This is a genomic window from Pseudomonas sp. MD330_10, from assembly GCF_042610415.1.
GTDB lineage: Bacteria > Pseudomonadota > Gammaproteobacteria > Pseudomonadales > Pseudomonadaceae > Aquipseudomonas > Aquipseudomonas rhodesiae.
Genome location: NZ_JBHGZU010000029.1, coordinates 1 through 25828, shown reverse-complemented (window position 1 = coordinate 25828; position 25828 = coordinate 1). Strand labels below are relative to the sequence as shown.

General features: G+C 61.9%; 22 protein-coding genes. 9 read left to right on the top strand and 13 right to left on the bottom strand.

Features of this window, described 5'->3' with window-relative positions; all coding sequences use genetic code 11:
- Window positions 1-236: 236 nt before the first annotated feature.
- From pqqA to ACFZPT_RS26035, 6 genes are all read left to right on the top strand, one after another.
- Window positions 237-308, top strand: a complete 72-nt coding sequence (pqqA, locus tag ACFZPT_RS26060) for a pyrroloquinoline quinone precursor peptide PqqA (protein WP_010209364.1) — start codon at window positions 237-239, stop codon at window positions 306-308.
- A 128-nt stretch (window positions 309-436) separates the two neighbouring features.
- Window positions 437-1600: an alcohol dehydrogenase-like regulatory protein ErcA gene (ercA, locus tag ACFZPT_RS26055; RefSeq protein ID WP_034098911.1), complete on the top strand. Its 1164-nt coding sequence runs from the start codon at window positions 437-439 to the stop codon at window positions 1598-1600.
- Window positions 1584-2954, top strand: a complete 1371-nt coding sequence (locus tag ACFZPT_RS26050) for a hybrid sensor histidine kinase/response regulator (RefSeq protein ID WP_034115387.1) — start codon at window positions 1584-1586, stop codon at window positions 2952-2954. Before ercA ends, ACFZPT_RS26050 begins: the two co-directional genes overlap by 17 nt.
- Before the next feature lie 76 nt (window positions 2955-3030).
- On the top strand, window positions 3031-4494 hold the full coding sequence (locus ACFZPT_RS26045) for a DASS family sodium-coupled anion symporter (protein WP_034098908.1): 1464 nt from the start codon (window positions 3031-3033) through the stop codon (window positions 4492-4494).
- Between the two features lie 186 nt (window positions 4495-4680).
- Window positions 4681-6327 (top strand): MFS transporter, encoded by a 1647-nt coding sequence (locus tag ACFZPT_RS26040; RefSeq protein ID WP_034098906.1) that lies wholly within the window; start codon window positions 4681-4683, stop codon window positions 6325-6327.
- Window positions 6324-7469: an HlyD family secretion protein gene (locus ACFZPT_RS26035; protein ID WP_034098904.1), complete on the top strand. Its 1146-nt coding sequence runs from the start codon at window positions 6324-6326 to the stop codon at window positions 7467-7469. The genes ACFZPT_RS26040 and ACFZPT_RS26035 overlap by 4 nt, the downstream gene beginning before the upstream one ends.
- Window positions 7470-7547: 78 nt before the next feature.
- On the opposite strand, the gene ACFZPT_RS26030 is transcribed toward ACFZPT_RS26035, so the two are convergent.
- The 9 genes from ACFZPT_RS26030 to copC all read right to left on the bottom strand — a co-directional run bounded on the left by ACFZPT_RS26030 (window position 7548) and on the right by copC (window position 16051).
- Window positions 7548-8441, bottom strand: a complete 894-nt coding sequence (locus ACFZPT_RS26030; RefSeq protein ID WP_034115393.1) for an aldose 1-epimerase — start codon at window positions 8439-8441, stop codon at window positions 7548-7550.
- Complete coding sequence (locus ACFZPT_RS26025) at window positions 8441-9721, bottom strand: TRAP transporter large permease (protein WP_034098900.1); 1281 nt, start codon at window positions 9719-9721, stop codon at window positions 8441-8443. The genes ACFZPT_RS26030 and ACFZPT_RS26025 overlap by 1 nt, the downstream gene beginning before the upstream one ends.
- Window position 9722: 1 nt before the next feature.
- Complete coding sequence (locus tag ACFZPT_RS26020) at window positions 9723-10250, bottom strand: TRAP transporter small permease (protein ID WP_099312875.1); 528 nt, start codon at window positions 10248-10250, stop codon at window positions 9723-9725.
- A gap of 64 nt (window positions 10251-10314) precedes the next feature.
- Complete coding sequence (locus tag ACFZPT_RS26015) at window positions 10315-11286, bottom strand: TRAP transporter substrate-binding protein (protein WP_034098896.1); 972 nt, start codon at window positions 11284-11286, stop codon at window positions 10315-10317.
- Between the two features lie 50 nt (window positions 11287-11336).
- Window positions 11337-12212, bottom strand: coding sequence for an SMP-30/gluconolactonase/LRE family protein (locus ACFZPT_RS26010; protein WP_034115385.1), 876 nt, complete (start codon window positions 12210-12212; stop codon window positions 11337-11339).
- 30 nt (window positions 12213-12242) lie between these two features.
- Complete coding sequence (locus tag ACFZPT_RS26005; protein WP_034098892.1) at window positions 12243-13061, bottom strand: NAD(P)-dependent oxidoreductase; 819 nt, start codon at window positions 13059-13061, stop codon at window positions 12243-12245.
- 194 nt (window positions 13062-13255) lie between these two features.
- Window positions 13256-14518, bottom strand: a complete 1263-nt coding sequence (locus tag ACFZPT_RS26000) for an OprD family porin (protein WP_034098890.1) — start codon at window positions 14516-14518, stop codon at window positions 13256-13258.
- Between the two features lie 306 nt (window positions 14519-14824).
- Window positions 14825-15682, bottom strand: a complete 858-nt coding sequence (copD, locus tag ACFZPT_RS25995) for a copper homeostasis membrane protein CopD (RefSeq protein ID WP_034115383.1) — start codon at window positions 15680-15682, stop codon at window positions 14825-14827.
- Window positions 15683-15685: 3 nt separating this feature from the next.
- A complete protein-coding gene (gene copC, locus ACFZPT_RS25990; protein WP_034098885.1) occupies window positions 15686-16051 on the bottom strand; it encodes a copper homeostasis periplasmic binding protein CopC in 366 nt (121 codons plus the stop codon).
- Between the two features lie 116 nt (window positions 16052-16167).
- Here copC and ACFZPT_RS25985 point away from each other — a divergent pair, with 116 nt between their 5' ends.
- Window positions 16168-16788, top strand: coding sequence for a TetR/AcrR family transcriptional regulator (locus ACFZPT_RS25985; RefSeq protein WP_034098883.1), 621 nt, complete (start codon window positions 16168-16170; stop codon window positions 16786-16788).
- Between the two features lie 58 nt (window positions 16789-16846).
- On the opposite strand, the gene preA is transcribed toward ACFZPT_RS25985, so the two are convergent.
- The 3 genes from preA to hydA all read right to left on the bottom strand — a co-directional run bounded on the left by preA (window position 16847) and on the right by hydA (window position 21074).
- Window positions 16847-18121, bottom strand: coding sequence for an NAD-dependent dihydropyrimidine dehydrogenase subunit PreA (preA, locus tag ACFZPT_RS25980; RefSeq protein WP_034098881.1), 1275 nt, complete (start codon window positions 18119-18121; stop codon window positions 16847-16849).
- Window positions 18121-19488, bottom strand: a complete 1368-nt coding sequence (locus tag ACFZPT_RS25975) for an NAD(P)-dependent oxidoreductase (protein ID WP_034115382.1) — start codon at window positions 19486-19488, stop codon at window positions 18121-18123. The genes preA and ACFZPT_RS25975 overlap by 1 nt, the downstream gene beginning before the upstream one ends.
- Before the next feature lie 146 nt (window positions 19489-19634).
- Window positions 19635-21074 carry a dihydropyrimidinase gene (gene hydA, locus ACFZPT_RS25970; protein WP_034098877.1) on the bottom strand — a complete coding sequence of 480 codons (1440 nt, stop codon included), beginning with the start codon at window positions 21072-21074 and terminating at the stop codon, window positions 19635-19637.
- Window positions 21075-21665: 591 nt separating this feature from the next.
- Between hydA and ACFZPT_RS25965 the strand changes: the two genes are divergently transcribed.
- Together ACFZPT_RS25965 and ACFZPT_RS25960 are read left to right on the top strand one after the other, a co-directional pair.
- Window positions 21666-23153, top strand: coding sequence for an NCS1 family nucleobase:cation symporter-1 (locus ACFZPT_RS25965; RefSeq protein ID WP_034115381.1), 1488 nt, complete (start codon window positions 21666-21668; stop codon window positions 23151-23153).
- Window positions 23154-23177: 24 nt separating this feature from the next.
- Entirely contained in the window at window positions 23178-24461 is a 1284-nt protein-coding gene (locus ACFZPT_RS25960; RefSeq protein WP_034115380.1) for a Zn-dependent hydrolase, read from the top strand.
- A 57-nt stretch (window positions 24462-24518) separates the two neighbouring features.
- Here ACFZPT_RS25960 and ACFZPT_RS25955 read toward each other — a convergent pair whose 3' ends face one another.
- Window positions 24519-24977: a transposase gene (locus tag ACFZPT_RS25955; protein ID WP_034115379.1), complete on the bottom strand. Its 459-nt coding sequence runs from the start codon at window positions 24975-24977 to the stop codon at window positions 24519-24521.
- Window positions 24978-25828 lie beyond the last annotated feature (851 nt).

The window sequence follows — 25828 nt, the reverse complement described above, 5'->3', positions numbered from 1 at the left end:
CTTGAACTGCGTCGTGTACTTGCTCATGAAAAAGCCCCAAGAGTTGGATAGGTGTCCAACTTTTGGGGCGCACTTCACACAGCCATCGGGGGCAAGCCCCCTCCCACAGTTTTGTTCCCTGTACATTCGCGACTAATGCAGTGCGGCATTTACGTCGAAAGTAGCATTCGCCCCCCCAACCCCCCATGTATTAATGCCTTTACCGGAATCTTCCGGCACAACAAGAGGACTCTCCCATGTGGACCAAACCCGCCTTCACCGACCTGCGTATCGGCTTTGAAGTGACCATGTACTTCGCCAGCCGTTGATTCAACAGCCGGCCAGCCCAGTGCTGGCCGGTGCGCTATTGGGAATGACCCTTTGGTCTGATTGCAAACGCCTGCGGATCGGTTAGTGTGGAGCGCATCTTCCAAAAATAATAAGAACAGGCTTTCCAATGAGCCCAAACCTGAGCCTCCTGCGTAAATTCGTCTCGCCTGAAATCATCTTCGGTGCCGGTTGCCGGCATAACGTTGGCAACTACGCCAAAACCTTCGGTGCGCGCAAGGTGCTGGTGGTCAGCGACCCCGGTGTGATCGCCGCCGGCTGGGTCGCCGATGTGGAAGCCAGCCTGCAGGCCATCGGCATTGACTACTGCCTGTACAGCGCCGTATCGCCCAACCCGCGCGTGGAGGAAGTGATGCTCGGCGCCGAGGTGTACCGGGAAAACCATTGCGACGTGATCGTCGCCATCGGCGGCGGCAGCCCCATGGACTGCGGCAAGGCCATCGGCATCGTGGTGGCCCACGGGCGCAGCATTCTGGACTTCGAAGGCGTGGACACCATCCGCGTGCCCAGCCCACCGCTGATCCTGATCCCTACCACCGCCGGGACCTCGGCGGATGTGTCGCAGTTCGTGATCATTTCCAACCAGCAGGAACGCATGAAGTTCTCCATCGTCAGCAAGGCGGTGGTGCCGGATGTGTCGCTGATCGACCCGGAAACCACCGCCAGCATGGACCCGTTCCTGTCCGCCTGCACCGGCATCGACGCCTTGGTGCATGCCATCGAGGCGTTCGTTTCCACCGGTCATGGCCCGCTCACCGACCCCCATGCCCTGGAGGCCATGCGGTTGATCAACGGCAACCTGGTGCAGATGATCGCCAACCCCACGGACATTGCCCTGCGCGAGAAGATCATGCTCGGCAGCATGCAGGCCGGCCTGGCGTTTTCCAATGCGATCCTTGGCGCGGTGCATGCCATGTCCCATAGCCTCGGCGGCTTTCTCGACCTGCCCCATGGCCTGTGCAACGCGGTGCTGGTCGAGCATGTGGTGGCGTTCAACTACAACTCGGCGCCGGAGCGCTTCAAGGTGATTGCCGAGACCTTCGGCATCGACTGCCGGGGCCTGAACCATCGGCAGATCTGTGGGCGCCTGGTGGAACACCTGATTGCCCTGAAACACGCCATTGGCTTCCATGAAACCCTCGGTTTGCATGGCGTGCGCGTGGCGGATATTCCGTTCCTGTCCCAGCATGCGATGCACGACCCGTGCATCCTCACCAACCCGCGCGAGTCGAGCCAGCGTGACGTCGAGGTCGTGTATGGCGAAGCTCTCTGACGACCAGCAGCGCGCCCTCGCCGGGTTGCTCGGGCTGGGCGACCAGTCGGCGCGCAAGAGCCACTACCCCGAATTGACGGCACGCCTGGACGAACTGGAAGCCGAGCGTCGGCGCTATATCCGCCTCAACGATGAACTGGAACAGCGCGTGGCCGCGCGCACCGATGAATTGCTGGAGGCCAACCGCAACCTGCAACAGCAGATCGCCCAGCGTGAACAGGTGGAACGGCAACTGCGTGATGCCCGCGACGCCGCCGAGGCCGCCAACCGCAGCAAGGACAAATACCTCGCCGCCGCCAGTCACGACCTGCTGCAACCGCTGAACGCCGCGCGCCTGCTGATCGCCACCCTGCGCGAGCGGGCGTTGCCCAGTGTCGAGCAGGTGCTGGTGGAGCGTACCCATCAGGCCCTGGAAGGCGCCGAGGACTTACTCACGGATCTGCTCGATATCTCGCGGCTCGACCAGGCGGCGGTCAAGCCGGACGCGGCGGTGTATCGCCTGGAGGAACTGTTCGCACCGTTGATCTCGGAGTTTCAGTCGGTGGCCCAGGCGGCCGGGTTGAACCTGCGTGCGCGCACCGGGGGGTATGCGATCCATACGGACCTGCGCTTGCTGACGCGGATCTTGCGCAACTTTCTGAGCAACGCCTGCCGCTACACCGACGAAGGCTGCATCCTGCTCGGCGCCCGCCGTCGTGGCGATCGTCTGCGCTTGGAGGTGTGGGACACCGGGCGCGGGATCGCTGCCGACCGGCTGGAAGCGATCTTCCTGGAGTTCAACCAGCTCGATGTCGGCCGCGCGTCGGAACGCAAAGGTGTGGGCTTGGGGCTGGCGATTGTCGAACGCATCGCCGAGATTCTCGGCTACCCAGTGGCGGTGCGTTCCTGGCCGGGGCGCGGTTCGATGTTCAGCATCGAGGTGCCCATCAGCGCAGAGATGCCACCCGCGATCAGCCAGTTGCCGACCCTGCCGACCACCGGTAACCCATTGCCGGGGCGGCGTTTGCTGGTGATCGACAATGAGATCAGCATCCTCGACAGCATGCGCGCGCTGCTGGGCCAATGGGGTTGCGACGTGGTCACCGCCACCGACCAGGTCGGCGCATTGCAGGCGCTGCAGGGCAGGGCGCCGGAGTTGATTCTGGCGGACTACCACCTCGACCACGGGGTGGTGGGCTGCCTGGTGGTCAAGCAGTTGCGCGAGCATTTCGGTCACAAGATCCCCGCCGTGATCATCACCGCCGACCGCACCGACCAATGCCGCCGCGCGTTGCGCCGGCTGGATGCACCGTTGCTGAACAAACCGGTCAAGCCCGGAAAGTTGCGCGCGGTACTCAGTCAATTGCTGGCCTAGAAGCTTGATACCTGTCAACACGTTGCAGCGGGCGTTACGGCAAGCTAAGGCCTGATCTAGAGGCCTGGAGTACGCCATGACCGCTGCACCTTTCAAATTGCCCCTGGGCCTGGTGATCGCCGTGCTGGCGATGGCCGGCGTGCTGCTGTTGCCGCTGCCCGCCGACCTGCCGGTGGCCGGGCAGCGCATGCTGGCGATCCTGGTGTTTGCCGTGGTGGTGTGGATCACCGAGGCGGTGTCCTATGAGGCCAGCGCGATCATGATCACCTCGCTCATGGCCTTTCTGCTCGGCACGGCACCCTCGCTGCAAGACCCCACGCACCTGATCGGCTCCAGCCCAGCCATCAGCATGGCGCTCACCGGCTTCGCCAACCCGGCGCTGGCGCTGGTGGCTGGCGCGCTGTTTATCGCGGCGGCCATGACCCATACCGGCCTGGATCGGCGCATCGCCCTGGTGACGCTAAGCCGTATCGGCACCAGCACTCGGCGCATCCTGCTGGGGGCGATCGCGGTGACGATCCTGCTCAGCCTGGTGGTGCCCAGCGCCACGGCGCGCAGTGCCTGTGTGGTGCCGATCATGATGGGGGTGATCGCCGCGTTCGGCGTGGACAAGCGCTCGAATATCGCCGCCGGGATCATGATCGTGGTGGCCCAGGGCACCAGCATCTGGAACGTCGGCATCCAGACCGCTGCGGCGCAGAACCTGCTGACCGTCGGCTTTATGGACAAGATGCTCGGCCAGCGCGTGTCGTGGCTCGACTGGCTGATCGCTGGCGCGCCGTGGGCGCTGATCATGTCGGCGGTATTGCTGTTTCTGGTGCTCAAGCTGCTGCCGCCGGAAACCGACAGCATCCCCGGCGGCAAGGAAGCCGTGGCCCAGTCCCTGGTGGACATTGGCCCCATGACCGGCCCGCAGAAACGCTTGCTGGCGGTGTCGGTGCTGCTGCTGTTGGCGTGGGCCACGGAAGGGCGCCTGCATCCTTTCGACACCACCTCGACCACCTACGCCGGGTTGGTGTTCCTGTTGTTGCCGGGCATCGGCGTGATGACCTGGAAAGACGTGCAGTCGCGCATTCCGTGGGGCACGGTGATTGTGTTCGGCGTGGGCATCAGCCTGGGTACGGCGCTGCTGACCACCCAGGCCGGACAGTGGCTGGGTGCTGCGGTGGTGGCCCACACCGGCTTGGACCAGGTCGGCCCGCTGGGGGTGTTTGCGATCCTTGGCGCGTTCCTGATCCTGATCCACCTGGGCTTTGCCAGCGCCACCGCATTGACCTCGGCGCTATTGCCGATCCTGATTGCGGTGCTGCAAACCCTGCCCGGCGAATTCAGCCGCTTGGGCATGACCCTGTTGCTGGGGTTTGTGATGAGCTACGGGTTTATCCTGCCGATCAACGCGCCGCAGAACATGGTGTGCCTGGGCACCGGCACATTTACCGCGCGCCAGTTTGCCAAGGTGGGGATTCTGGTGACGTTGATCGGGTATGGGCTGATGTTGGTGTTGGCGGCGACTTACTGGAGTTGGCTCGGTTGGATTTGATCTGGAGCCTGCCTCTAGATGCACTTGAGATCCAATGTGGGGGAGGGCTTGCCCCTCCCACTTTCTGACCCTACCCGCTTCAGACCTCCATTCCACCCCAAGATGGCAAGATGAACTCCGCTCAGGTTTACTGTTCTCTGAGTAGAGGTATTACCGACGCCCCCGTCGGGTCATCTAGGTCATTGAATGGACAAATACACCCCCCGCGCCTGGCAACCCCACGAACGCCCGAGCCTGCCCGGTTCGCCGTCGACGCCCTGGCACCCGACCTATAAGCGCTGGCTGTTCGCGATGGTCGGTGTGCTGGTGGCGATCACCGGCGGGCTGGGCAATTCGTTGGTGATCGCCAACCTGCAATACCTGCAAGGCGCGCTCGGTGCGACCACCGCCGAAATGGCCTGGCTGCCCGCCGCCTATGTAATGACCAACGTGTGCATGAACCTGCTGCTGGTGAAGTTTCGCCAGCAGTTCGGTTTGCGGGCCTTCACCGAAGTGTTTCTGGTGCTGTATGCGCTGGTGACGTTCGGCCACCTGTTCGTCAACGACCTCAACTCGGCCATCGCCGTGCGCGCGGCCCATGGCATGGTGGGCGCGGCCCTCAGTTCGTTGGGCTTGTATTACATGATCCAGGCGTTTCCGGCCAAATGGCGCTTGAAGGCGCTGGTGCTGGGGTTGGGCACCGCGCAATTGGCGCTGCCGCTGGCGCGCTTGTTCTCCGAGGATCTGCTGCAGATCGCCGAATGGCGCGGCCTGTACCTGTTCGAATTGGGCCTGGCGCTGATCTGCCTGGGTTGTGTGTTCCTGCTCAAGCTGCCGCCCGGTGACCGTTTCAAGACCTTTGAAAAACTCGATTTCCTCACCTTCGCCATTCTTTCCAGCGGTGTGGCGCTGCTGTGTGCGGTGCTGTCCCTGGGGCGTATCGACTGGTGGCTGGAAGCGCCGTGGATCGGCATCGCCTCGGCCTGCTCCCTGGTGCTGATCATGGCTGGCCTGGCCATCGAACATAACCGCGCCAACCCGTTGCTGATGACGCGTTGGCTGGGCAGCGGCGTGATGATTCGCCTGGCGCTGGCGGTGATCCTGATTCGTATGGTGCTGTCCGAGCAGTCCACCGGCGCGGTGGGTTTTATGCAGATGCTCAATATGAGCTACGAGCAGATGCACACGCTTTACGTGGTGATGCTGGCCGGGGCGATCAGCGGGCTGGCGATCAGTGCGTTGACCATCAACCCCGCGCACCTGTTGATGCCGCTGGTGATCTCCCTGGCGCTGATGGCCACCGGGTCGGTGATGGACAGCTTTTCCAGCAACCTGACCCGGCCGCAGAACCTGTATGTCAGCCAGTTCCTGCTAGGCTTCGGCGGTACGTTCTTTCTGGGGCCGACCATGGTACTGGGCACCAAAAACGTGCTGACCAACCCGCGCAACCTGGTGAGTTTTTCGGTGATGTTCGGCATTTGCCAGAACCTCGGCGGGCTGATTGGCGCGGCGTTGCTCGGCACTTTCCAGGTGGTGCGCGAGAAGTTTCACTCCAGCATGATCGTCGAACACCTGACCCTGCTCGACCCCCGCGTGGCCGCGCGGGTGCAGAGCGGCGGTTCGGCCTACGGCGGGCTGGTGGCCGACCCGGAATTGCGCAACCTCATGGGCATTCGCAGCCTGGCCACGGCGGCCACCCGTGAAGCGAATGTGATGGCCTACAACGATGTGTTTATGCTGATTGCGATCATCGCGATCCTGACCATGCTGTGGATTTTTACCCGCAGCCTATGGCTGATGACGACCACCCAAGCGGCTACTCCTCCCGTTCAACCCAGCGGCGTTACTTCATGACCGAACCCTCGACCACGACCACCACCGCCATTGCTTCAACCCCGGAGGGCAGCACGCCGCCGGGTGCCGTGCCCACCGAGCTGCGCCCATTGCGGGTGCGCATCCTGTCCTCCCTGGGCTTTGCCGCGATTGCCATCGTCGGCGTGTTGATCGTGCTGTATGCCTGGCAATTGCCGCCGTTCAGCAGCGCGGTGGAAACCACCGAAAATGCCCTGGTGCGCGGTCAGGTGACGATTATCGGCCCGCAGCTCAGCGGCTATGTGTTCGAGGTGCCGGTGCAGGACTTCCAGTACGTCAAGGCCGGCGACCTGCTGGTGCGCCTGGATGACCGCATCTACAAGCAGCGCCTCGACCAGGCGCTGGCGCAACTGGCGGTGCAGAAGGCCGCGCTGGCCAATGTGGTGCAGCAACGCAACAGCGCCGAAGCCACGATCAAACTGCGTCAGGCAGCCTTGGCGGACAGCCAGGCCCAGGCGCGCAAAAGCACCGCCGACCTGCGGCGTAACCAGGAACTGATCAGCGATGGCTCGGTGTCCAAGCGCGAGCTTGACGTGACCCGCGCGGCGAATGCCCAGACCCAGGCGGCGGTCGCTCAGGCCCAGGCCAGCCTGGAAATCGCCCGGCAGGATTTGCAGACGGTGATCGTCAATCGCGGCTCCCTGGAAGCCGCCGTGGCCAGTGCCGACGCGGCGGTGGAACTGGCGCGGATCGACCTGTCCAATACCCGCATCACCGCGCCCCGTGACGGCCAATTGGGCCAAATCGGCGTGCGCCTCGGCGCCTACGTCAACTCCGGCGCGCAACTGATGGCGCTGGTGCCGAAGCAGTTGTGGGTGATCGCCAATATGAAAGAAACCCAGATGGACAATGTGCAGGTCGGCCAGCCAGTGACCTTTACCGTGGATGCGCTGAACCATCGCAAGTTTCACGGCACGGTGCAGCATATTTCCCCGGCCACCGGTTCCGAGTTCAGCCTGTTGCAGGCCGACAATGCCACCGGCAATTTTGTGAAGATTGCCCAGCGCGTGCCGGTGCGGATTACGGTGGACCCGGATCAGGCCGAGAGCGAACGCTTAAGGCCAGGGTTGTCGGTTGTCGTGAGTATCGACACGGCAGGGCGGCTCAAAAACAGCCCGCCCTGAAGGGGCTTGACCACTTGTGGAGCGGCGGTGCGACGATTCGACTTGCCCCCGTGCAGGGGTTCAATCACAGCATCTATGTCACTGGTTTGCCGCCATCGGGGGCAAGCCCCCTCCCACAATGGGGACATATTTCAGGCTGAAATCGAGGTGGGTTGATTGGCCTTGTTCCAGCAGCTTCAGGCCCGGCCTGCCCGGCAGGTGATGGGCATTTACCGGATGGCTCACCGGCTCTATGCAAAAGAATCCCAGCCCCGGAGGGCAGTACAGCAAGAAGTAATCGGCCCCCCTGGCCTGGCATTCCAATACATAGCCCAGCTCCGGCTGTTCGATCCGGCAAGCTCCGTCCCACTGGCAAAAACCGTTGTCCACCTGACGCTCGGGCAGCTCATTGAGCTGCCGGAAATCCCAGTCCGCCGGTATCGATGCCAACCCCGTCGGCAGCTTGGACGCATCACTCAGCCAAACCTGCGCGGCCCTGGCCTGCAACCGCGTGCCTGGTCGGCGCGGAAAATAGGGATGTAAGCCCAAGCCGTGCCATGCCGGCTCCTCGGCCAAATGGGTGACGCGCAACGCAAGACTCAGCGTGCCCTCATGCAAGCGCACGCGCTGCTCGGCGCGATAAGCGAAGGGCGTGTCGCACTCCACCGCCAGCAGCACCTCATCCGCTGCCTGGCTCACCACCTGCCACGCCTGCTGCCAGGCAGAGCCGTGGATCGGCAGCGGGTCGGTCAGGCTGTTGGGCTTGAGCGCCAGCCAACCCAGGGGATTGTCGAAGCCGCCGTGAGCAATGCGATTGGACCACGGCGCCAACGGATAGCAGCCCAGCTTGCCCGGCAGGCCGGTCGCAATGGCCTGCTCGTCGTTATGACGCAACAGCGGCTGGCCGGTGGCGCGCACGCGCCAATTGACGAGGCTGCCGCCCACCGCTGGATTCAAGCTGAGGTGGGTCAACGCATCTTCAAGCTCAATCATCACAGCACCACGCTCGGCAGCCACAGCGACAGCGCCGGGATGTAGGTCACGGCCATCAGGATCAGAAACAGCACGGCATAGAAGGGCACCAGCGCTTTTACGGTTTTTTCGATGCTCACCTTGCCCACCGCTGCCCCGACGAACAGCACCGCGCCCACCGGCGGCGTAATCAGGCCGATGCCGAGGTTGACCAGCATAATCATGCCGAAGTGCACCGGGTCGACGCCGATGCCGAGCACCACCGGCAGCAGGATCGGCGTGAGGATCAGGATCAGCGGCGCCATGTCCATCACCGTGCCGAGCAACAGCAGCATGATGTTGATGCACATCAGGATCACATAGCGGTTGTCCGACAGGGTCAGGAACAGCGTGGTGATCTTCGCCGGGATCTGCATCAGGGTCATGATGTAGCCGAAGCTGGCGGCAAACGCGATCAGGATCATCACGATGGAAATGGTGCGCACCGTGCGGTGCATCAGCTTGGGCAGCTCGCTCCATTTGTAGTCGCGGTAGATGAACATGGTGACGAAGAATGCCCACAGCACCGCAATCGCGGCCGACTCGGTGGCGGTGAAGATGCCCGAGAGGATACCGCCCAGGATGATCACCATGGCCATCAGGCCCCAGAGCGCGTCGGCGGCGATTTTCAGCGCCTGCTTGAGGGGGATGACTTCGCCCTTGGGGTAGTCGCGCTTCTTGGCGAAGATCAGGCACAGCACCATCAGGCACGCGCTCATCAGCAGGCCGGGGACCACACCGGCCATGAACAATGAGGCGATCGACACCGTGCCGCCGGCCGCCAGGGAGTAGAGCACCGAGTTGTGGCTGGGCGGGGTCAGCAGCGCCTGCACCGAGCCGCTGACGGTAACGGCGGTGGCGAACTCGCGGGGGTAGCCGCGACGTTCCATTTCCGGGATCAGCACCGAGCCCACCGAGGCGGTGTCGGCCACCGACGAACCGGAGATGGCGCCGAAGAAGGTCGAGGCCATGATGTTCACCAGCGACAGGCCGCCGCGCACGAAGCCCACCAGTACCCCGGCGAACGCCACCAGCCGCCGCGACATGCCGCCCTCGGCCATGATTGCCCCGGCGAGCACGAAGAACGGGATCGCCATCAGCGAAAACTTGTTCACGCCGCCGGCCACCTGAATCATCAGGGCCTGGAACGGAATGTCGATCCACCACGCGCCGATCAATGCTGATAGCCCCAGGGCGTAGGCCACCGGCATGCCGATCAGGATCAAGGCGATAAAGCTGCCCAACAGAATCAATGCGTCCATATCAGGCAGCCCCTTCGCTTTCTTCCACCAGGTCGAAGCGCACCACGCGCCGGTTGCTCTGGTCACCGAGCAGGAGTTTCTCCGCTACGAATATCAGCGTGAGCAGCCCGCCGATGGGGATCGGCATATAGGTGATGCCCACGCGCAGGGTGGGGATGGCGCTCATGAATTGGTTCCAGGTCGACACGCACAGCTTGGCGCCCCAGACCGTCATAAACAGGCAAATGCTGCCCATCAGCAGTTGCGTGAAAATACCGACGAGGCGGCGTTGGGCGGGAGGCAGGCGGTCGGTGATCATCGCCACCGACATATGGGCACCGGCGCGGTAGCTGGCGGCGGCGCCGATGAAGGTGAACACCAGCATCAGCAGAATGGCGGTGGGCTCCGGCCAGCTGGAGCCGGTGCCGAGGACGTAGCGGGCAAAGATGCCCCAGGGAATGATCAGCGCGACCCCGAGTACCGCGAGGCCGGCGACCCAGATGCAGGTCATGTAAATGCGGTCGTTGATGCGCAGCAGTGAATTCTTCATGGCGTTCACCGTAACCGGGCGCGTCGATGTCGACCGCGCCGGGCCTTGTCAGGGAAGGGGAGGGTTACTGAACGGCGTCGATGCGCTTGATGATGTCGGCGTAGGCCGCGCCGTATTTCGCGCGAATCGGCGCGGTGGCGTCATAGAAGGGTTTTTTGTCGACGGTGATGAATTCCACGCCGGCGGCCTTGAGCTTTTCCTCGCTGCTGGCGGACTTCTTGTCCCACAGCACACGCTCATCGGCCTGGGCGGCCTTGGCGGCGTTTTTCACCATCGCCTGTTGCTCAGGGGTGAGCTTGTTCCAGGTGATTTTCGACATCACGATGGGCTCGGGCAGGATCAGGTGCTCGGTGAGGGTGTAGTACTTGGCGTTCTGGAAGTGGTTGTGTTCCAGCAGGGTCGGCGGGTTGTTTTCCGCGCCGTCGATCACCCCGGTCTGCAGGGCACTGAAGATCTCGCCGGTGTCCATGGCGATGCCGTTGGCGCCCATGGCATTGAAAGCATCGATGAACAGCGGGTTGCCCTGCACGCGGATCTTCATGCCCTTGAGGTCTTCGATCTTGCGCACCGGTTTCTTGGTGTAGAGGTTGCGCGTGCCGCCGTCCATCCAGGCCAGGGCCACCAGGCCGAACTCGGAGTCGGTGATTTTGGCGAGGATCTCATCGCCGATTTCGCCATCGATGACCTTGCGCATATGCGCCTGGTCGCGGAACACGAATGGCAGGTTGAACACGTTCACGTCCGGCACCACCGGGCCGACGATGCCGAGGCTGACGCGGGTCATCTGCACGGCGCCGACCTGGGCTTGTTCGACCACTTCTTTTTCCGAACCCAGCACGCCGCCGGGGAAGTACTTGAAGGTCAGCTCGCCGTTGCTTTGCTGGGTCAGGGCCTTGCCCATGTTCTGTTCGGCGACCACGGTGGGGTAGCCGGCGGGGTGAACGTCGGCGAACTTGATTTCCAGCGCGTGGGCGGCGCTGCTGAGAAGAACGCTGAGGGGAAGTGCAGCGGCCAGCAAGGTGCGTTTGAAGTCCATGGGGGTCACTCCTGTCTTGTTATTGTTGTATTCAAGGCACAGCGATGCAGCTAGAGGGCGAAGGTGGGCTCCGGCAATCCGGTGACGCCGGGGTTGAGGGCGAACACGCCGCCGGCGATCGACTGGGGGCCCTGGTCATCACGGATCGAGGTGACGAACAAAGTGTCCAGGCGGCTGCCGCCAAAGGCGCACATGGTGGGTTTTTTCACCGGCACGCTCAGGGAGCGGTCCAGGCGACCTTCGGGGGTGAAACGGTGGATCAGACCGGCGTCGTTGGCGCAGATCCAGTAGCAGCCATCGGCATCCACCGCTGCGCCATCCGGACGGCCGAGGTGGTTGTGCATGTCCACAAATACTCGGCGGTTGGACGGCGTGCCGCTGTCGACGTCGTAATCAAAGGCCCAGATCTGTTGCACCAATGGGTGCGAATCCGAGACGTACATCGTGCGCCCGTCCGGGCTGAACGCCAGGCCGTTAAGGGTGATGAAACCGTCCAGTTGGGCATGGGCCGCGCCGTCACCGGTGTAGCGGAAAAGAATGCCTGCGGCGGCGTTCGCACCCATGTCGAGCACCATGCTGCCGGCCCAGAAACGTCCCTGGCGATCGCAGCGGCCGTCGTTCATGCGCATGTCCGGGCGTGGGTGCTCGACGCCGGCCAGCAGTTGGGTATCTAGATGCCCACCGGCCTGGGGGGTGAGTTGGAAAAAACCGCTCTCCATACCCGCGACCCAGCTGCCGGTTTCGGTGCGCGCAATGCAGGCCAGCATGGTGTTGGCATTCCAACGCTGCACTTCACCGCTCTGGGCGCTCCAGCGTTGCAGGCCGCCGTGGGGGATATCGACCCAGTACAGCGCGTTTTCCTCCGGCACCCATACCGGGCATTCACCCACGGCATTGCGGGCGTCGACGATTAATTCAGCAGTCATGGCCACTCATTCCCTTGGATTGGTAAACGCTCAGTCGCCAAACGGCCCAGCCGCGCAGAATGCGCCGCCCTGGAAGACCTTGGCCGGGTCGTTGTCGGCCACCGGTGGCTGGGCTTCGACCTGGGCGCGGAACACTTCGGAGTTGTCTTTGGGCACGAAGCCCAAGTGCGCGGCGTAGCGGTTGTCCCACCAGGTGTCGAGGTTGTCCGACATACCGTAGACCACGGTGTGGCCGACGTTGGGCGTGTACAGGGCGCGTTCGAGCAATTGGGTCAGGTCATCGAAGCTCAGCCAGGTGTGCATCATCCGGCGGTTCTGCGGCTCGGGGAACGAGGAGCCGATGCGGATGCTGACGGTTTCGATGCCGTAGCGATCAAAGTAAAAACTCGCCATGTCTTCGCCGTAGGACTTGGACAGGCCGTAGTAGCTGTCCGGGCGGCGCGGGGAGTGGGCGTCGATTTTTTCGTCTTGCTTGTAGAAACCGATCACATGGTTGGAGCTGGCGAAGATCACCCGTTTGACGCCATGGCGACGGGCGGCTTCGTAGATATGAAAAACCCCGCAGATATTCGCGCCGAGGACCTCCTCGAACGGACGCTCCACCGACACGCCGCCAAAATGCAGAATCGCGTCGACGCCTTCAACCAGGTGATGCACGGCCTGTTTGTCGGAAAGGTCGCAGAGCTGCACTTCTTCTTGGGCGTTGGCGGCGGGGGCCATTTCGGCAATGTCCGATAGGCGCAGCACCTGAGCGTAGGGGCGAAGGCGTTCGCGCAGGACTTTGCCCAGGCCGCCGGCGGCACCGGTAAGCAGCAGGCGATGGAAGGGAGCTGGGGTGGTGGTGGTCATGGGCATTCCAGATTTTTGTTGTAGGTTGTCGTATGACTATGTCGAAGTATTGTTAGGGAGTCCCTGGTTGTCAACGTCGATTCGGCTCGCCCCGATAGCGGTGGGTCAGCAAAGGCAGTATCGGCTGACCCGCGTCATCGAGGGCAAGCCCCCTCCCACATGGGGTGGGCGTTAGTGTTTAGGTTCGGCAACCTTTAGAGCAACGAGATCGGGTAGCTGATAAATATCCGGTTCTCATCGAACTCGTTGGTGCTGAAGTCCCGACGCATCGTGGAGTTGCGCCATTTCACGTTGAGGTTCTTCAGTGCGCCGCTTTGCACGGTGTAGGCCAGTTCCGATTCGCGGCCCCATTCCTTGCCGTCAGTGATCGTTCCGGTGTGCACGTTGCTGCCGCTGATATAGCGGTTCATCAAGGTCAGGCCGGGTACGCCGAGCACCGCGAAGTTGAAGTCGTGGCGCAGTTGCCAGGATTTTTCCTTGGCGTTGTCATAGCTGGAGTTGTAGCTGTCGTTGGCCAGGGTGCCGCCGCTGGTGCCGTTGACGCGCATCCACACGCTGTCGCCGCTGAGTTTCTGCAGGCCCACGTAGAACGTGTTGCCGCCGTACTTGGCCGAGAGCAGGGCAAACGCGGTTTTGTTATCCAGGTCGCCGGCCAGGGCGCTGCCGTCTTCCTTGCCGTTGAAAAAACCGAGGTTGGCGCCCAGGGTCCAGTCGCCCAGCGGTTGGCTGTGGATGAGGTTGACGTATTGCTGTTGGTAGATATCGCTCAGTTCGGCGTACCACAGGCCGACTTGGGTGCGTTTGTCATTAAAGGTGTATTCGCCGCCGCCGAAGTTGAAGCGGTCCGACTTGAACGCGGTTTTGCCGTTCATGAACATGTCTTCCATGCTCGCGTCGTTGCGTGGGCTGTTGCCGCGAAATTGCCCGCCGTAGAGGGTCAGGCCGGCGATTTCATTGGAGGTGACCTGGCCACCGCGGAAGGTTTGCGGCAGTGAGCGACCATCGTCGGAGCGCAGGATCGGCAGCACCGGCATCCATTCGCCGACTTTCAGTTCGGTCTTCGACAGTTTGGTTTTCAAGGCTACGCCCAAGCGCCCGAAGTTGTCGGCGGGGCGACCGTCGTCGTGGATCGGCAGCAACTGGGTGCCGCCGGTGCCTTTGCCGCCGTCGAGCTTCTGCGAATACAGGCCCAGCACATCGATCCCGAAACCCACCGTGCCTTGGGTGTAGCCGGACTTGGCGTCCAGAATGAAGTTCTGCGTCCACTCTTCAGCCTTGCCCTGGGCGTTGCCCGGGTTGGTGAAGTTACGGTTGAAATAGGCGTTGCGCAGGTTGAGCGTGGCCTTGGCGTCGTCGACAAAGCCATCGGCATGCGCGGCGAAGGGTAGGGTGATGCTCAGGCTGCCGAGGCCGACAAGGCCCAGACGTACGCAGCAATTGCGGGCGAATTGACTCACAGTGACGCTCCCTTTCTTTTGTTGTTTTTATTATTTGTTATACGTCGTCGTACAACATTGGGGCGAATATTTGCGGGGTTTTCCTGGAGTGTCAAGCAGAAGTTATACGATGACCAAGGTACGCAAGGTCAATGTGGAAGGGGGCGGCACGGGTATCAGTGAAAACATCCCTTGAGACTGTTGTGGTGAGCGGGTTTGTTGTGGTGAGCCTGCTCAGCACAGAGTTATGTGTCAGCCTCTAAGACCTGTGTAGAAGCCTATGGCTATTGCAGGCAAGTCGAATCGTCGCACCGCCCCTCCCGCATTTCAGCTAGCCAGGACCATCGGCGGTAAGGTGCCCAGCACCGAAACGGCCCCTACGGCACAAACACCGAGCAGCCACTCCAGCATCACGCTGCCTTTCAAACCGGCCAACTGCTGTTCGCCGCTATCCAGACGCAGCCGGTTCAGCAGTGCCAAGCACAACATACCCAGCACCAGCATCACCTTGATCAATAGAATCAGCGCAAACCCACTGAACAATGGCGTTGGCCACAGTTGCCCGGTGAGCACACGCACGTTGATCAACCCGCTCACCAGCAAACCGGCGACCAGCCCATAGCCGACGCCGCTGAAACGCCTGAGGATCGGCTCCAGCCGGTGACGCTGCGCTTGCCTGAGGATCAGCACCAGCAACAGCAACCCACCCAGCCAGGCGCCGACGCACAACAGATGCACCACTTGGTTGAGGATCAGCAGGCGCCCGCTCAGGCCGTCCAGCATGGCGCCATGGCCCACCGGGGCCAGGGTGGCCAGTAACAGCGCGAGCAGCGGCAGGCGCAGCGCCGGCCAGGGTTTGATCAGGGCGATCACCAGCAGCAGGTTCAGCAGCAGATGCCAGACCCACACCTGGCCGAAGAACGTCTTGCCCAGCACCAGGCCCACGGTACCGGGCTGCAGTGCGGCGTCCCAACTGCCGGCCATGCTTGCGGTAATCAGCAGCAACCAAGCCACGCCGGATACCAGCGCCGTCCAGGCCAGCCCACGGGTGAGGCGCAGCAACGTGCGCTCCAAGGCCGGCTGCGTGTCTTTGCCCAGCAGCCAGGGCCTGAAGGCACAAGCGCCGAACATCAGCAACACCACCATAAAATGCACGAACCGGCACAGCACCAGCAGGGTGGCCATGGGTTATTGGCCGACCTTGAAGCGATAAGTGCCTTCGCTTTTGTGGGTGTCGACGGAGACGGCATGCCACTCGACGGTGTAAGTGCCGGCCGCCAGCGGCGCGGCCGGTGTGACCACCAGGATTTTTTTATTGGCGTCCGGGGTTTCTAAGCCTTTGATGGCGACTTCAGTACCGTCCTTGCTCAGCGAAACCTTGCTGAACGTGGCCTCGACGCCTTCGCTGAACGTCAGCCGCAGGTCTTTGGGGGCGGTGACGGTGCTGTCCTCTGCCGGGCTGGCGCTTTTCAGGTGGGCGTGGGCAAATGCTGCCGAAGCCCCCAGCAGGGAAGCGAGCAGTGCGACAGCAGTCAGGGCTTTCTTGATCAACATGGTGCAATACCCAATCAAAGAGAGAAGCGCGCAGTGTACGAAGTTTCGAATGCGCCTGTCGCCGCGATCTAGAGCCGATGGTAGTCTTTAGGCCATGTTGTTGTCAGGGAGCCCTTATGGGCAATCACAAGAGTGGCATTCGCCGGGCAAACGTCGAAAAGATCCTGCTGGCGGCGGAGAAAATCTTCGCCGAGAAAGGCTATGGCAGCACCGCCATGGCCGACATCGCCGAAGAAGCGCAACTGCCGCGCTCCAACCTGCATTACTACTTCACCACTAAAAGCGAGCTGTACAGCGCCGTGCTGTTCGACCTGCTGGACGTGTGGAAACAGGACGCCCTTAGCTTTGAAACCTTTGACGACCCACGGGTGGTGCTAAGCAGCTACATCCGCGCCAAGATGCAGCGCTCGCGTACACGGCCGTACGGTTCGAAAGTCTGGGCCAACGAAATCATCCACGGCGCGCCGACCCTGGGTGAGGCGCTGGACGAAAGCCTGTACGACTGGGCCAAGATGAAAGAGGCGAAAATTCGCCAGTGGGTGGAAGACAAACGCATCTTGCCGGTGGAACCATCGAGCCTGTTGTACATGATCTGGGCTTCCACCCAGCACTACGCCGACTTCGATCACCAAGTGACGATTCTGAATGATCACCAGCCGTTGTCGGACAGGCAATTCGAGAAGGCGATTCAGACGGTGACCGGTGTGATATTGCGGGGGATTGGGTTGGAGCCTTGAGTATCGTGGTGGGGCTTGGGGCCTAATCGGGGGCTTGCCCCCGATTAGGCCAGAAGGGCTACACCGCCTCCCTGTACGGATTCCTCGGATCCTGCGTCCAATTCAAAAATGGCTTGCCCGTGTCGATGGGCACCATCTCAATGCAATCGGCCACCGGGCAGGTGATCTGGCACAGGTTGCAGCCCACGCACTCATCATCGATCACTTCGTATTTATGCGTGCCGTCCGCTTGTTTCAGGCTGGCGATGGCCTGGTGCGAGGTGTCTTCGCAAGCGATGTGGCAGCGCCCGCAGCCAATGCACGCCGCTTGATCGATCTTGGCGATGACTTGGTAGTTGATGTCCAGGTACTTCCAGTCCGTGGTATTGCCCACCGCGCGCCCGGAAAAATCCTGCAGGCTTGTGTAGCCTTGGCTGTCCATCCAGCGCGACAACCCGTCCTTCATCTCTTCGACGATGCGAAACCCATGCAGCATCGCCGCCGTGCACACCTGCACCGCGCCGCAGCCCAGGGCCACGAACTCGGCGGCGTCGCGCCAGGTGCCGATGCCGCCGATGCCGCAGATCGGCAAGCCTTGGGTCTGCGGATCGCGGGCAATTTCGGCGACCATGTTCAGGGCGATCGGCTTGACCGCCGAGCCGCAGTACCCGCCGTGGGTACTCTGGGTGCCGACGGTCGGCAGGGCAACCATGTGCTCCAGGTCGACGCTGGTGATGGAGTTGATGGTGTTGATCAGCGACACCGCATCCGCCCCGCCGCGATACGCCGCCCGTGCCGCCACGCGGATGTCGGTGATATTCGGCGTGAGCTTGACGATCACCGGCAACGAGCAATAGGTCTTGCACCAGCGCGTCACCTGTTCCACATATTCCGGCACCTGGCCCACCGCCGCGCCCATGCCGCGTTCGGGCATGCCATGGGGGCAACCGAAATTCAGCTCGATACCGTCGCAGCCGGTGGCTTCCACCAACGGCAGGATGTTTTTCCACGACGCTTCCACGCAAGGCACCATCAACGACACGATCAGCGCGCGGTCGGGCCAATCCTTTTTCACCTGGGTGATTTCCCGCAGGTTGATTTCCAGGGAGCGGTCGGTGATCAGCTCGATATTGTTGATGCCCAGCACTTCGCGGTTGGCGCCAAAGTGGGCCGAGTAGCGGGACGACACGTTGACCGCCGCCGGGTCCTCGCCCAGGGTTTTCCATACCACACCGCCCCAGCCCGCTTCGAACGCGCGGACCACGTTGTAGGCTTTGTCGGTGGGCGGCGCGGAGGCCAGCCAGAATGGGTTGGGGGCTTTGATACCGGCGAACACAATCGAGAGATCGGCCATTACGCAGCCTCCACATTCAGCATGAGTTGAGCGTGCATGGCCTCGGCGGCCAGCTTGCCATGTTGCACCGCCTGCACGGTGAGGTCCTGACCAAGGCTGACGCAGTCGCCGCCGGCATACACCCCGGGAATACTGGTACGCAGGTGCTCGTCGACGAAGATTCGCTCGCCCACCCGGTGCAGTTGTTGAGCCAACGGATCGTGTAGCGCGTCGCCGTCGAAGTCTTGGCCGATGGCTTTGAAGATTGCATCGGCGGCCAGCTCGAACGTCTCGCCGGTAGGTTGCAAGCGGCCGTCGTGCATCTGGGTGCGGGCAAAGCGCATCCCCCGCACACGGCCTTGGTCGTCCAGCAACACTTCTTCGGGCATGGCCCAGGTCAACAGGCGCACCTGGTTGGCCTTGGCGATGTCCTGCTCGTGGCCGGTGGCGCCCATGTCCGCCAGGCCACGGCGGTATACCAGGTTGACGTCGCGGGCACCGAGGCGGGCCATTTGCACGGCCATGTCGATAGCGGTGTTGCCGGCACCGAGCACGATGCAGCGGTCGGCCACGGGCAGTTGGGTCAGGTCTTGGGCCTGGCGCAATTCGCGGATGTAATCGGTGGCGGCGAGCAGGCCGGGGGCGTCCTCGTGGGGCAGGCCCAGTTGCTTGCTGGCGGCCAGGCCGAGGCCGAGGAATACCGCGTCGAACTGCTGGTGCAGTTCGCTCAGGGTCAGGTTGGCCCCCAGGCGCTGGCCGTGGCGGATCTCGATGCCGCCGATTTGCAGGAGAAAATCCAGTTCCTTCTGGGCGAAGTCGTCCACCAGTTTGTACTTGGCGATCCCATATTCATTCAGGCCGCCGGCCTTTTCCCGCGCTTCGAAAATCACTACATCGTGCCCGTGCATGGCGCTGCGATGAGCACAGGCCAAACCGGCCGGCCCGGCGCCGACCACGGCGATACGTTTACCGCTGGGCGCGGCGCGCTGGAAGGGGTGTTCGCTGAAGTGGGCGTTGTCCACCGCATAGCGCTGCAACAGGCCGATCAACACCGGTGCGCATTCTTCGGCGTTGTTACGGACACAGGCTTGCTGGCACAGGATCTCGGTGGGGCAGACCCGCGCGCAGCTACCGCCGAGGATGTTGGCCGAAAGGATCTTCTGCGCGGCGCCCTGCACGTTATCGGTGTGGATATTACGGATGAACGACGGAATATCGATCTCGCTGGGGCACGCGTTCACGCACGGCGCGTCGTAGCAATACAGGCAGCGCGAGGCTTCCAGGTGGGCCTGGCGCGCATTGAGCGGCGGCGCCAGGTCGGTGAAATGGCTGGCGAGGGTCGCGCCATCCTCAACGGGGTGGGGGAGGTGGGTCAGGGTCTGGATCACGGTGGTGGCCTCACGGTTTTTTTTGGATTGCCTCTAAGTGGGCATTTTTTGTTGCTTGTACTGGCCTTATCGGGGGCAAGCCCCCTCCCACAATTTGATTGTGAATACATTCAAGTGTGGGAGGGGGGTTGCCCCCGATAAAGGTCTCAGCGCTTCACAGCAATTGGCCTGGAATGCTCAGCCCGCTTGCTCAACTGCTCGAACACCGCCGGATACGCCGGCCGCTCCACATAGCGCCCGGCACCGCGCTCGGCGCGCAGGTCGCCATCGGCCCAGACCAACTTGCCCTGGCTGATGGTGTGGCTCGGCACACCGCGCACGGTCTTGCCTTCGAAGATGTTGAAGTCGACCTGTTGGTGGTGAGTCTTGGCGGAAATGGTGCGCGTGCCCTGTGGGTCCCACAGCACCAGATCGGCGTCGGCGCCCACGCGGATCGCGCCTTTGCGGGGGTAGAGGTTGAAGATCTTCGCGGTGTTGGTGGAGGTCAGCGCAACAAACTCCTGCATGGACAGGCGCCCGGTATTGACCCCTTCATCCCACAGCAGCGCCATGCGGTCTTCGATCCCGGCGGTGCCGTTGGGGATTTTGCTGAAGTCGTCGCGCCCAGCGGCTTTTTGCTCGGCGCAGAAGCAGCAGTGGTCGGTGGCGGTGGTGTGCAGGTTGCCTGATTGCAGACCGTGCCAAAGCGCCTCTTGATGCCCGCGCGGACGGAACGGCGGGCTCATCACGTAGCCGGCGGCGGTCTGCCAGTCGGGGTGCTGGTAGACGCTGTCGTCCAGCAACAGATGACCGGCAAGGACTTCGCCATAGACCGGCTGGCCCTTGCCACGGGCGTAGGTGATCTCATCCAGGGCTTCCCGGGTGGACACATGCACCAGGTACAACGGTGTGCCGATGGTTTCGGCGATACGGATCGCCCGGCTGGCCGCTTCGCCTTCCACCTGGGACGGCCTAGACAGCGGGTGCGCTTCCGGCCCGGTGATGCCCTGGGCCATCAGTTTGCGTTGCAGGTGATACACCAGCTCGCCGTTCTCCGCATGCACGGTGGGGACCGCGCCCAGTTCCAGGCAGCGTTCGAAGCTGGCGACCAGGGTGTCGTCGGCCGCCATGATCGCGTTCTTGTAGGCCATGAAGTGCTTGAAGCTGTTGATGCCGTGGTGGCTGACCAGCTCGGCCATTTCCTCGCGCACCTGTTCGCTCCACCAGGTGATCGCGACATGGAAGCCGTAGTCGGCCGCCGATTTTTCCGCCCAGCCACGCCACTGGTGGAAGGCCTCCAGCAACGACTGCTGCGGGTTGGGAATCACGAAGTCGATGATCGACGTGGTGCCACCGGCCAAACCCGCCGCCGTGCCGCTGAAAAAATCTTCGCTGGCTACGGTGCCCATGAAGGGCAGTTGCATATGGGTGTGGGGGTCGATACCGCCGGGCATCAAGTATTGGCCGCTGCCGTCGAGCACTTCGGTGCCGGCGGGGACGTCCAAGTTAGAGCCAATGGCGCGAATTAGACCGCCTGCGCATAAAACATCGGCGCGGTAACTTTCATCATGGGTAATAACGGTGGCGCCACGGATCAACAGCGACATGTCGAGTTCCTCACAGGCTTGACCGGCTTGTGCCAGTTCTAAGTGTTGTAATGCTACGTGCCGAGGTCAGGTGTTATTCCTGACAGCGGTGACAGGAATAGAAACTAGCCCGAGTTTTTCGATTGGGCAAGAATATTTTTTATAAGCTTATTATGTTAATAAGCTATTGATATTTAAGTAAAAAATATTGAAATCACCAAAATGTAGCGGGCGCTCACCATTTTGACGCACTTGACAGGTTTGCAAACTGAGCAACATTTCTTATTGCAAATCAGGCGCTTGAGATATGCCGCTTGACGGGAATGAAAAATGAAAATAATTGTGTTGCACCAGATTGAGTCCGGTTGGTTCGGGCAACTTGCGTAATGCCTGAATGAATTCAGCAGCAAGTAACCGGGGCTCAATCGGAAAGTTGATAAACATCAGCACGTTATATAAGCGGTGAGGGCGCAGCGGCGGTCAACGGCACGAATATTGAGTGCAGTGGCGGCTGGCCGGGCCTGTGATGTCATGTTGTTTACGAGGTACTCCGGCCATCTCCTGCGTTGCAGGGGGTGAGCAACAATAATTCGAAAAAACCGTGGAGCGGCCATGCAACAGAACAGATCGCAAGTCATTGAGCGCAACGGCCTGTACGAACTCGACGCCGGCCCCGACGTCCTCGACAGCCCTCGCTACAACCACGACATGGCACCGACCAAGGTGCATGAACGAACCTGGAACAAATGGCATATCACCGCGCTGTGGGTCGGCATGTCGATCTGCGTGCCGACATACACCCTGGGTGGGGTGCTGACGGCGTATTTCGGCTTGTCAGTGGGCGAAGCGCTGATTGCGATCCTGCTGGCCAATATCGTGGTGTTGTTGCCGCTGACCCTCAACGCGTTCCCCGGCACTAAGTACGGCATTCCGTTTCCGGTGCTGCTGCGTTCCTCGTTCGGCATCCTCGGTTCCAACGTGCCGTGCCTGATTCGCGCGCTGGTGGCGTGCGGCTGGTTCGGCATCCAGACCATGTTCGGCGGCCTGGCGATTCACCTGTTCCTGGGCTCGATTTTCGAGGGCTGGAAGGCCCTGGGCGGCACCGGTGAAGTGATCGGGTTCATGATGTTCTGGACCTTGAACCTGTGGGTGGTGCTGCGCGGCGCGGAGTCGATCAAGCGCCTGGAAACCCTGTCGGCGCCGCTGCTGGTGGCGGTGGGCATTGGCTTGTTGGTGTGGGCGATGCCGAATGTGTCCATCAGCGAATTGATGGCGATCCCGCCCAAGCGCCCCGAAGGCGCTAGCCTGAGCGGTTATTTCATGGCGGGCCTGACTGCGATGGTAGGCTTTTGGGCCACCTTGTCGCTGAACATTCCCGACTTCAGCCGCTACGCCAAGAGCCAGAAGGACCAGATCCTTGGGCAGATTTTCGGCCTGCCGCTGACCATGTTCCTGTTCGCCGCCCTCGGCGTGATCATGACCGCCGCTTCGGTAAAACTGGTGGGGGTGAGTGTGTCTGATCCTGTCACGCTGATCGGCCATATCCAGAGCCCGGTGTGGGTGGCCATTGCCATGGCGCTGATCATCATCGCCACGCTGTCCACCAACACCGCGGCCAACATTGTTTCGCCCACCAACGACTTCCAGAACATCGCGCCCAAACTGATCAACCGCACCACCGCAGTGATCCTCACCGGCCTGGTGGGGCTGGCGCTGATGGCCCATGAACTGCTCAAGAAGCTCGGCTTGATCGTTTCGGATGTGAGCCTGGAGACCGTGTATTCCAACTGGCTGCTGGGCTATTCGAGCCTGCTGGGGCCGATCGCCGGGATCATGGTGGTGGACTATTTCATCACCCGCAAACAACAACTGGACCTGGCCGGCCTGTACCGCGATGACGTGTATCCGGCGTGGAACTGGAGCGGGTTTATCGCCTTTGGTGTGCCGGTGGTGCTGACCTTGCTGGCCTTGGGCAGCGATGCGTTCAGCTGGTTCTACAGCTATGGCTGGTTCACCGGCTCGGCGTTGGGCGGGCTGTTGTATTACGGCCTGAATGCCAAGCGCGGGGCCAGCCCGGTTGTCGTCAAAGTCAATTCATAACAAATACAGCCTGAGGAGATCCCCATGAACGCTGCCCTCGACGTTCTGCAATCGGCCCACCCGCATGTCAACCGTGACCGCCTGTGGCAGTCGCTGATGGACCTGGCCAAACTGGGCGCCACGCCCAAAGGCGGCGTGTGTCGCCTGGCCCTTACCGACCTTGATCGCAAGGCCCGCGACCTGTTCGTGCAGTGGTGCGAAGAGGCCGGCTGTACGGTCAGCGTCGACGGCATCGGCAATATTTTTGCCCGTCGCCCAGGGCGCAACCCGGACCTGCCACCGGTGATGACCGGCAGCCATATCGACACCCAGCCTACCGGCGGCAAGTTCGATGGCTGCTTTGGTGTGCTGGCCGGCGTGGAAGTGCTGCGCACCCTCAACGACCTCAAGATCGAAACCGAGGCGCCGCTGGAAGTGGTGGTGTGGACCAACGAGGAAGGCTCGCGCTTTCCGCCATGCATGATGGGCTCCGGGGTGTTCGCCGAGAAATTCACCCTGGCCGATACCCTGGCCAAGGTTGACGCGGAGGGCGTAAGTGTTGGGGAGGCGTTGAACGCGATTGGCTACGCGGGAACTCGTCCCGAAAGCGGGCATAAAGTCGGCGCGTATTTCGAGGCGCATATCGAACAAGGGCCGATTCTGGAGGATGAGAAAAAAACCATCGGCGTGGTACTCGGCGCCCTCGGGCAAAAGTGGTTTGACCTGAAACTGCGCGGCGTCGAAGCCCATGCCGGGCCGACGCCGATGCACCTGCGCAAGGACGCCTTGGTCGGCGCGGCAGCGGTGGTGGCGGCGGTGAATGCGGCGGCGCTGGGGCATCAACCCCACGCCTGCGGCACCGTCGGTTGCCTGCAGGCTTATCCGGGGTCACGCAACGTCATCCCCGGCGAAGTGCGCATGACCCTGGACTTCCGGCACCTGGAACCGGCGCGTTTGGACTCGATGATTGCCCAGGTGCGCCAGGTGATCGAAGACACCTGCGCCAAACACGGGTTGAGTTTCGAGATGGAACCCACGGCTGACTTTCCGCCGTTGTACTTCGACAAAGGTTGCGTCGAGGCGGTGCGTAACGCGGCGAACGCCCTGGGCCTGTCGAATATGGACATCGTCAGCGGGGCAGGGCACGACGCAATTTTCGTCGCCGAACTGGGCCCGGCGGGGATGATCTTCGTCCCGTGCGAAGGCGGCATCAGCCATAACGAAATCGAGAACGCCGCGCCGGATGATTTGGCGGCGGGGTGTGCGGTGTTGTTGCGTGCCATGGTGGCCGCTTCAGCCGCCATCGCCAGCGGCAAACTCGCCGCTTGAAATGCGGGTAAAAAATGTGGGAGGGGGCTTGCTCCCACATTTGGACTGTGCATGACGTTAAACCCAGATGGCATCCCACAGTGGGTAGTCGCCAATCCGCTCGACCAGACCCGCTCGCAATGGATTAGCCACCACATACCGGGCCATTTTTACCAAGTCATCGTCCTTTCGCAGGGCCCGGTCATGAAAGCTCTCTTGCCAGAGCCGGCCCTTGCGACCACTCACGCCATTGACGGTCCTGGTGCTTTTTGACTTCACCTGGCACATCAAGTCCGCCAGCGAGCCTTTTTTCAGTTCAAGCAACCAATGGAAATGGTCCGGCATGATCACCCATGCCAGAGAGTTGGCCAGCCCTTGGTACTGGGCTAAGCGAAATTGCCAGACCACCAGGCGACCGAGGTGGAAATGGCTGAATATCGGTACGCGTTCGTGGGTATTGGTGGTGATGAGGTAGATGCGGCCCGGCTCGCTGAAGCGGCCGATGCGCAGGCGGTGTGAAGCGGGTAGATCTGCCATTCCTTGGCCCCTCTTTAGATGTGCTTTGAGAGGCTAGATCGGTGAGCAGGAGGTTGAGGGGCAGGCTTTTGGCAGGATGTGTCTGGAAGGCCACCATCGGGGGCAAACCCCTCCCACATTGGTTCGGTGGCGCTTATACATTATGTGTCTGACACTGGATCAGTGTGGAGGGCGGCTTGAACCCGGTATTTCAGTAGCTGATTCACCACCATCGGGGGCAAGCCCCCTCCCACATTGGTTCGGTGGCGCTTATACATCATGTGTCTGACACAGGATCAGTGTGGAGGGCGGCTTGAACCCGGTATTTCAGTAGCTGATTCACCGCCATCGGGGGCAAGCCCCCTCCCAAATTGGTTCGGCGGCGCTTATACATTATGTGTCTGACACTGGATTAGTGTGGAGGGCGGCTTGAACCCGGTATTTCAGTAGCTGATTCACCCCCATCGGGGGCAAGCCCCCTCCCACATTGGTTCGGCGGCGCTTATACATCATGTGTCTGACACAGGATCAGTGTGGAGGGCGGCTTGAACCCGGTATTTCAGTAGCTGATTCACCCCCATCGGGGGCAAGCCCCCTCCCACATTGGTTCGGTGGCGCTTATACATTATGTGTCTGACACAGGATCAGTGTGGAGGGCGGCTTGAACCCGATATTTCAGTAGCTGATTCACCACCATCGGGGGCAAGCCCCCTCCCACATGCGTTTCTGCGGTGTTCATACATCGTGTGTCTGGCGCGGGACCCATGTGGGAGGGGGCTTGCCCCCGATGGCTTTATGAAGTGCGCCCCAAAAGTTGGACAGTAATTGTCTAGGCTACAGCGGAACGGGCTCTGTACTCTACAGGGCTCAGT

Excerpts from the sequence above, each read along its gene's own strand:
- ACFZPT_RS25955 (WP_034115379.1), bottom strand. The coding sequence starts at position 24,977 with ATGGCAGATCTACCCGCTTCACACCGCCTGCGCATCGGCCGCTTCAGC.
- hydA (WP_034098877.1), bottom strand. The coding sequence starts at position 21,074 with ATGTCGCTGTTGATCCGTGGCGCCACCGTTATTACCCATGATGAAAGT.
- ACFZPT_RS26030 (WP_034115393.1), bottom strand. The coding sequence starts at position 8,441 with ATGATTGAGCTTGAAGATGCGTTGACCCACCTCAGCTTGAATCCAGCG.
- ACFZPT_RS25965 (WP_034115381.1), top strand. The coding sequence starts at position 21,666 with ATGCAACAGAACAGATCGCAAGTCATTGAGCGCAACGGCCTGTACGAA.
- ercA (WP_034098911.1), top strand. The coding sequence starts at position 437 with ATGAGCCCAAACCTGAGCCTCCTGCGTAAATTCGTCTCGCCTGAAATC.
- ACFZPT_RS26035 (WP_034098904.1), top strand. The coding sequence starts at position 6,324 with ATGACCGAACCCTCGACCACGACCACCACCGCCATTGCTTCAACCCCG.
- ACFZPT_RS26015 (WP_034098896.1), bottom strand. The coding sequence starts at position 11,286 with ATGGACTTCAAACGCACCTTGCTGGCCGCTGCACTTCCCCTCAGCGTT.
- ACFZPT_RS26005 (WP_034098892.1), bottom strand. The coding sequence starts at position 13,061 with ATGACCACCACCACCCCAGCTCCCTTCCATCGCCTGCTGCTTACCGGT.
- ACFZPT_RS26020 (WP_099312875.1), bottom strand. The coding sequence starts at position 10,250 with ATGAAGAATTCACTGCTGCGCATCAACGACCGCATTTACATGACCTGC.
- copD (WP_034115383.1), bottom strand. The coding sequence starts at position 15,682 with ATGGCCACCCTGCTGGTGCTGTGCCGGTTCGTGCATTTTATGGTGGTG.
- ACFZPT_RS25960 (WP_034115380.1), top strand. The coding sequence starts at position 23,178 with ATGAACGCTGCCCTCGACGTTCTGCAATCGGCCCACCCGCATGTCAAC.
- ACFZPT_RS26025 (WP_034098900.1), bottom strand. The coding sequence starts at position 9,721 with ATGGACGCATTGATTCTGTTGGGCAGCTTTATCGCCTTGATCCTGATC.
- ACFZPT_RS26050 (WP_034115387.1), top strand. The coding sequence starts at position 1,584 with ATGGCGAAGCTCTCTGACGACCAGCAGCGCGCCCTCGCCGGGTTGCTC.
- preA (WP_034098881.1), bottom strand. The coding sequence starts at position 18,121 with ATGGCCGATCTCTCGATTGTGTTCGCCGGTATCAAAGCCCCCAACCCA.
- ACFZPT_RS25985 (WP_034098883.1), top strand. The coding sequence starts at position 16,168 with ATGGGCAATCACAAGAGTGGCATTCGCCGGGCAAACGTCGAAAAGATC.
- copC (WP_034098885.1), bottom strand. The coding sequence starts at position 16,051 with ATGTTGATCAAGAAAGCCCTGACTGCTGTCGCACTGCTCGCTTCCCTG.
- ACFZPT_RS26010 (WP_034115385.1), bottom strand. The coding sequence starts at position 12,212 with ATGACTGCTGAATTAATCGTCGACGCCCGCAATGCCGTGGGTGAATGC.
- ACFZPT_RS26045 (WP_034098908.1), top strand. The coding sequence starts at position 3,031 with ATGACCGCTGCACCTTTCAAATTGCCCCTGGGCCTGGTGATCGCCGTG.
- ACFZPT_RS26040 (WP_034098906.1), top strand. The coding sequence starts at position 4,681 with ATGGACAAATACACCCCCCGCGCCTGGCAACCCCACGAACGCCCGAGC.